The 6,880-nt window shown below is 65.8% G+C and carries 5 protein-coding genes; 4 read left to right on the top strand and 1 reads right to left on the bottom strand.

The features are described from left to right. Positions 1–159: 159 nt before the first annotated feature. Positions 160–1,917 carry a glycoside hydrolase family 3 protein gene (locus ACTQ49_RS01345; RefSeq protein WP_441826031.1) on the bottom strand — a complete coding sequence of 586 codons (1,758 nt, stop codon included), beginning with the start codon at positions 1,915–1,917 and terminating at the stop codon, positions 160–162. 211 nt (positions 1,918–2,128) lie between these two features. Here ACTQ49_RS01345 and ACTQ49_RS01340 point away from each other — a divergent pair, with 211 nt between their 5' ends. From ACTQ49_RS01340 to ACTQ49_RS01325, 4 genes are all read left to right on the top strand, one after another. Continuing rightward, positions 2,129–3,694 (top strand): AbgT family transporter, encoded by a 1,566-nt coding sequence (locus tag ACTQ49_RS01340; RefSeq protein WP_441826030.1) that lies wholly within the window; start codon positions 2,129–2,131, stop codon positions 3,692–3,694. A gap of 2 nt (positions 3,695–3,696) precedes the next feature. After that, the gene (locus ACTQ49_RS01335; protein ID WP_441826029.1) at positions 3,697–4,920 is read left to right on the top strand and encodes an amidohydrolase; all 1,224 of its coding nucleotides are present in this window, start codon (positions 3,697–3,699) and stop codon (positions 4,918–4,920) included. Between the two features lie 24 nt (positions 4,921–4,944). Continuing rightward, positions 4,945–6,423, top strand: coding sequence for an SDR family NAD(P)-dependent oxidoreductase (locus ACTQ49_RS01330; protein WP_441826049.1), 1,479 nt, complete (start codon positions 4,945–4,947; stop codon positions 6,421–6,423). 126 nt (positions 6,424–6,549) lie between these two features. Then, the gene (locus ACTQ49_RS01325) at positions 6,550–6,879 is read left to right on the top strand and encodes a hypothetical protein (RefSeq protein WP_441826028.1); all 330 of its coding nucleotides are present in this window, start codon (positions 6,550–6,552) and stop codon (positions 6,877–6,879) included. Position 6,880: the final 1 nt, after the last annotated feature.

The raw sequence follows: 6,880 nt of genomic DNA, 5'->3' as shown, positions 1-6,880 counted from the left end.
GCGACCCGGTGCCCCCGCCCGCGCGCCGCCCCGCGGGGCCCCCGGGGCGCGGGGCGGCCCCCCCCCCCGGCGCCCCCCCCCCCCCCCCCCCCCCCCACACTCTGTTCCCTCATGGACAGTTGACGCCCGGACTCGCCCTTCAGGGCATGGGCCGGAGCGTCACAGGACGGTGTCGCGCAGCCCGCAGAAGACGTCCGTGGACGGCTTGCCGAGGAACTCGCTCTTGCCCTCCAGCTTGTCCAGGACCGCTTCCACCGTGTGCTCGTAACCGTCATAGGCGTTGACGAAGGTCTTCACCTGCGGAACGTCGGCCAGATGGTACGGGCTGGCGAAGGAGACGAAGACGGTCGGCAGCTCGTGCACGTACCACGGGATGTCCGGAGTGCCCTTGGACGCCGGCCAGTAGACCCGCTCGGTGGGCTGCATCAGGCCGTTGACCTGCGCGGCGGAGATCACCAGGTCATAGTTGTCGGTCAGGGCGCTGATCGGCGCCTTGCCCGCATAGGCACCCTTCACCACTTCGGCAAACTCCTCGTCGGTCATGCGGGCCGACTTGTCGGTGAGCGTCTCGTAGAGCTCCACCTCATAGCCACGCTCGCGCATCTTCTGGGCCAACAGCTCACTGCCCTTGGGCCCCTTGGCATGCGCCATCGGATTGCGCGGCCCGCTGATCGGGACGATCAGGACCCGCTTGTGCTTCTCCGGCGAGATGGGCAGCACTCCCTCGTCCTTGTTCTTGACCAGGGTCACTGCCTTGTCGGACAGTTCGGCGGCAACCGCCTGGTGCTCGGGAAGGGCGATCTTCGCCATGGCCTCGTCCTTGGGCTGCATGATCTCGGTGGGCGCCAGCTTGTGCAGGCCGATCTTCGCCTTCAGGGCCAACGTGCGGGTGACGGCCTCATCGAGGCGCTCGCGGGTCAGGCGCCCGTCCTGCAGGGCCTCCATCATCCAGCCGAAGTCCTCGTCGGGATCGTTGAAGAAGAGGAAGAGGTCGCAGCCAGCCATGATCGCGGTCGGCAGGATGTCGCGACGCTTCATGGCTGCGGTCATGGCCACCATGTGCGACGCGTCGGTCACGACCACGCCGTTGAAGCCGAGCTTGCCGCGCAGCAGATCGGTGGTGATCTCCTTGCTGAGCGTGGCCGGCAGGATGTCCTCGTCGGTCATCTGGGGGTTGAAGTGCTTCTGGTAGCTCGGCAGCGCAATGTGACCGGCCATCAAGGAGGGCAGGCCGGCATCGATCAACGCACCGTAGACCTTGCCGAAGGTCTCGTCCCACTCCTCGCACGAGTACCAGTTGGGTGCCGAGCTGAGGTGCTGATCGCGCTCGTCGATGCCGTCACCGGGCCAGTGCTTGGCCGCCGGCATGATGTTCGACTGCATGATGCCGCGCATGTACTCCTTGGCCAGCTCGATCGTCTGGTCCGGATCCGCGGACCAGGTACGGACGCTGACGATGGGATTGCGCCAGTTGCGGTAGAGATCGATGATTGGCGCGAAACTCCAGTTGCAGCCGATGGCGGCGGCCTCGATGCCGGAGATGCGCCCCAGCTCGTAGGCGTACTTCGGGTCCTGCGCGGCGGCGACCTTGATCTCCCAGCCGACATAGGTGCCATCCGTGCAGGCCCCATTGCCGCCGGCCTCGGTATTGGCCGCGATCAACATCGGGATCTTCGAGTTCTCCTGCAGGATGCGGTTCTGCTCCCAGATCTCCTCCGCCGGCCCGGGCTGGTAGCGCACTGCAGCGATGTGGTAGTTCTTCACCATGTCGGTGAGGTATTCCTCGTCGCGCGACGAGCCCATGTTCACGAAGAGCTGTCCGACCTTCTCCTCGTCGGACATCCCGGCCAGGGTCTTCTCCACCCAGTCGATGGCCTCCGCGTCGAGGTCGAACGGCTTGGCTGACAGGTCCACCATGTTCCACTCCTTCGTGTTCGAGATTGCATCCAGTCAAGCCGGTGCCGTCACGCAAATCACGGGGATGCCCAGAGTTGCCGCCAGAGGGCTGGCGGTCACGATCGGACAACGAGGGGTCCATTTTCCGAAGCCCTGAACCCCAAGGGCCTCAGCAGGACCGCTACCATCGGCACCCTGTCCCCACGACTCCGACAGCCGAAAGAGCAAGGACATGACCCAGACCGACCTGCACACCGACGTGCCCCCGCCACATGAGGGACCGGCCCGACGTTCCTTCGGTGACCGCATGCTCAGCGGCATCGAGATCACGGGCAACCGACTGCCTGATCCGATCTTCCTGTTCGCCGGGATTTGCGCCCTGATTGCCATCGCCTCCTGGATCTGTGCGCTGGCCGGCGTCAGCGTCATCAACCCGGTGGACGGCAAACCGGTTGCCGTGGAGAACCTGCTCAACGCCACCAACCTGCGCCGCATGCTGGTGGAATCCGTGGGGAACTTCAGCAAGTTCCCGGCACTGGGCATGGTCCTGATGATCATGCTCGGCATCGGCCTGGCCGAACAGAGCGGTTGGTTCTCTGCCCTCATGCGCGACATCGTCGACAAGGCTCCCAGAGCACTTGTCGTGCCGGTGATCGCCCTGGTGGGCATCCTTGGCAATGTCGCCGGGGACGCCGCCCCGATCGTGCTGCCGCCCCTGGCAGCCATGCTCTTCGTCCGGCTCGGCTGGCACCCCGTCGCCGGCATCGCCGCCGCGTACTGCGCCGCTGTCGGCGGATTCGCCGCCAACCTGATTCTGGGCATGTCAGACGCGCTCGTCTTCGCCTTCACCAAGGAGGCAGCGCAGATGGTGGACCCGTCGGTGTCGACAAATGTGGCGATGAACTACCACTTCATCGCAGCGTCCGTGCTCGTCCTGCTGCCCGTCATCTCGATCGTCACGACCAAGATCACCATTCCGCGGCTGGGCACCTACGAGGGCGGCGCCCAGATGGACGATGGCGAGAATGAGGTCACGCCGCAGCAGCGCAAGGCTCTGCGCTGGGCCAATGTCACTGCCCTCGTGGTGCTGGCACTGTTTGCCGCCTTGTCGCTGCCCAGCAACGGCCTACTCCGTAATGCCGAGACAGGCAGTCTGCTGGAGAAGTCCCCGCTGATGGATGGCATCATCCCGCTGCTGACAATCTTCTTCTTCGTTCCGGGCCTGGTCTACGGCATGAAGGCCGGCACCATCCGCAGCACCAAGGACGCTGGCCGGATGATGACCGAGGCCATGGCCTCGATGGGCAACTTCGTCGTCATCGTCTTCTTCGCCGCGCAGATGCTCGCCTTCTTCACATGGAGCAACCTGGGCACGGTGATCGCCGTCACAGGCGCCGAGGTGCTCAAAGGCCAGCACGGGGTCGTGATGATCCTGGGCATCCTGCTGCTCTCGTCGCTGCTGAACATGCTCCTGGGTTCAGCGTCGGCCAAGTGGGCGATCCTCGCGCCCATCCTGGTGCCGATGATGATGCTGCTCGACTACCACCCGGCCTTCACCCAGATGATCTTCCGAGTAGGCGACTCGATCACCAACCCCATCACGCCGATGTTCCCGTACTTCCCACTCGTCCTGGCGCTGGCCCAGAAGTATGACAAGCGCTTCGGCGTCGGTACCCTCATCTCGGCGACGCTGCCCTACTCGATCGCGATGGGTCTGGCGTGGACCGCCCTTCTCATCTTTTGGTTCCTCATGGGCTGGCCCGTGGGAATCAGCGGCCCGATCCGCATTGGAGGCTGACCGTGAATGACATCGCACCCTACCTCGACGACCTGATCAACTGGCGTCGTCACCTTCACCGGCATCCCGAGATCTCCTTTCAGGAGCACCAGACGGTGGCTTGGATCCGCAGCACCTTGGAGGAGCGCCTCACGGATGTCTCCTTCGAGCACCCGACACCTACCAGCTTGCTCGTGAAGCTCGACACGAGACGACCAGGCCCGAAGCTGGCCGTCCGTGCCGACATCGACGCTCTCGCTGTACAGGAGGACCGGGCCGACCTGGACTTCGCGTCTCAGGAGCCTGGCCGTATGCACGCCTGCGGCCACGACGGCCACACGGCAATCGTGATGGCGGCTGCCGCTTGGGCAGCCGATCACCGCGACGAACTGAACGGCGAGGTCTGGTTCATCTTTCAACACGCCGAGGAGACACCCCCGGGTGGTGCGAAGGAGATGGTGGCGGCGGTTGACTTCTCAGATCTGGACCACATCTTCGGCTTCCACCTGTGGTCCACCCTGCCCACGGGGACCATTGACGTGAAAGACGGTGCAGCGTCGGCAAACTCCGACCTGTTCGAGGTGATCTTCCGTGGCAACGGAGTCCACGCATCGACCCCGCAGGATGGGGTGGATCCCGTCATTGCCGCCACCCAGTTCGTTGCACAGGCCCAAACACTGATCTCCCGGCGAGTGCCACCGCTGCACCCGGCCGTGCTCTCGACCACTTGGCTGGACGCAGGCAACCACGATGCCCTCAATGTGATCCCGATGGAGGCGCGAATCGGTGGCAGCATTCGCTCACAAAGCGACGAGGCTCGCGAGATCATCCGGACTGGGCTGCACCAGTTGGCAGCAGGGCTGGAGGCCGCGCATCCCGGACTCTCGATCGAGGTGGATCACCTGCAGGGCTACGACATGGTGTGGAACCACCCGGAGCCGAGCGCTGTGGTCCGCGAGCTCGCGGAACGGATCGCCCCCGGAAAAGTGCTGGCCGAGCCGCCGATGTTGGGTGGTGAGGACTTCGCTGCTTTCGCCCAGGTGGCACCGGCCACCTATGTCTTCGTCGGCGCTGGAAATGCCGAGAAGGGCTTCGACTCCTCGCACCACTCCCCCACCTTTGGCCTCGACGAAGACAGCTTCCCCATTGCTTTGCAACTGGTGGTCGACGTGCTGTGTTCGGGCGAGCGACTCCGCACCAGCATGCCGGAAGGTAGCCCGGGGCCATCACAGTCGCGGTGCGGATGACCGTCTAGGATCGCCCGGGTGAAGATGCAGCCCGGACGACCCGACGACGACGCCTTCGGCCCCGGGGTGGACCCCGCCGAGATGTCGCGGGCACTACGCCTGATGGAGCAGATCGCCGAGCTTGAGCTCGAACATCCCGACCAGATCGCCTTCAAGCAGGCGGTCAACAGGATGAACCGCACCATCAAGGCTCGCCGTCGCCGGGCCGCAAAGGCACCGGTGATCGCCCACGACAATGCGATCCTTGCTCTCACCGCGACGGGCTCACCGGAGCGCATCGACGACGAGACGGCGGGACTGCCCCTGGTCTCGCACATTCCGGGGGACACCGCCGGTGAGCTCAAGGAGGCACGAGACTGCTACATCTGCAAAGTGGCCTACACAACCATCGACGCCTTCTACCACGGACTGTGTCCCGAATGCGCGAGCTTCAACCGCGCGAAGCGTGACCAGGGATGCGACCTGCGCGGACGCCGCGCCCTGCTGACCGGGGGGCGGGCCAAGATCGGCATGTACATCGCGCTGCGGCTGCTGCGTGATGGTGCCGATCTGACGATCACCACGCGCTTCCCGCACGATGCCGCTCGGCGGTTCAGCTCCTTGCCGGACAGCGAGCAGTGGATCGACCGGCTCAGCATCGTCGGCATCGACCTGCGGGACCCCACCCAGGTGGTGGGCCTTGCGGACGAGGTGGCCGCCGGCGGTCCGCTGGACATCCTGGTCAACAATGCCGCTCAGACGGTGCGGCGCTCCCCCGGCGCCTACTCGCACCTCGTCGAGGGCGAGAAGGCCGCGCTGCCGACCGACCGGCCCCTGCCAAAGATGGTCACCTTCGACCGGATCAGCGAGGCGCACCCCGCAGCGCTGGTCGGGGCGGGAGGAAGCCTGTCGGGTGAGTTGGCGAGCCAGTCCGCCGCGGAGCTGACCGCCCTGGCACTCGAGGCGGGCCATGCCTCGCTGGAACGGCACCTGGCCGGGACCGCCATCGACGCCGGTGGCCTGCTGCCAGACCTGGCGACGGAGAACTCCTGGACCAAGACCGTGGACCAGGTGGATCCGCTGGAGATGCTGGAAGTGCAATTGTGCAATTCCACCGCGCCCTTCATCCTGATCAGTCGACTGCGGGAGGCGATGCGCGCCAGCACGGCCCGTCGCAAGTACATCGTGAACGTCTCAGCCATGGAGGGACAGTTCGCCCGCCGCTACAAGGGCGCCGGCCACCCGCACACCAACATGGCCAAGGCCGCCCTGAACATGCTGACCCGCACCAGCGCCCAAGAGATGTTCGAGACCGACCGCATCCTGATGACCGCTGTCGACACCGGTTGGATCACCGACGAGCGTCCCCACGACGAGAAGCTGCGCATCGCCGCCGAGGGGTGGCATGCCCCGCTCGACCTGGTCGACGGCGCAGCCCGCGTCCACGACCCGATCGTGCAAGGGGAACAGGGCACCGACCTCTACGGCGTCTTCCTGAAGGACTACCGGCCCTTCCCCTGGTGAGGCGACAGCGGTGAGGGCCCACCTCCACGTCGTCCCGCTGCCCGCCCGCTCGGGTATCTCGAAGAACAGAACCAACCGTGGGGCGCCGGGCTTGTCCCTGACCCCGTGAGGGCGCACGATGGCTCCATGGTTGACGCGGGCGGACACAGCGACGCTGTCGGGGGCGGGCTCTGGGACCTTGGCGGCAAGCACCCCGTCGCCCCGATCGTCGATGCCCCCGCACGGACCCCACGCACCGAGCGTCTCAGCCACGAGGCGGCCGCGATGGAGGTGATTCCCGTCGACGCCCAGAACCTGGGTCTGACGGACCTCACCGCGCCGGGTCTGGCCCTGGCCAGTTCGCTGAACCCCGACCGCGCACGACACCGCCGCGCCGGCCGTCTGATGCTGCTGTTCATGGTGCTGCCCCTGTTGGCCGGCTTCGTCGTCAACCTGTGGATCCTGCTGGGTCATTGAT

This window comes from Luteococcus sp. Sow4_B9, assembly GCF_052116585.1.
GTDB lineage: Bacteria > Actinomycetota > Actinomycetes > Propionibacteriales > Propionibacteriaceae > Luteococcus.
Note: the sequence above shows the minus strand (reverse complement) of the source record. Positions and strands in the feature narration are given on the sequence as shown.

Bases quoted from the DNA above. Each gene is read 5' to 3' on its own strand.
- ACTQ49_RS01325 (WP_441826028.1), top strand. From the start codon at position 6,550: ATGGTTGACGCGGGCGGACACAGCGACGCTGTCGGGGGCGGGCTCTGG.
- ACTQ49_RS01330 (WP_441826049.1), top strand. From the start codon at position 4,945: ATGCAGCCCGGACGACCCGACGACGACGCCTTCGGCCCCGGGGTGGAC.
- ACTQ49_RS01340 (WP_441826030.1), top strand. From the start codon at position 2,129: ATGACCCAGACCGACCTGCACACCGACGTGCCCCCGCCACATGAGGGA.
- ACTQ49_RS01345 (WP_441826031.1), bottom strand. From the start codon at position 1,917: ATGGTGGACCTGTCAGCCAAGCCGTTCGACCTCGACGCGGAGGCCATC.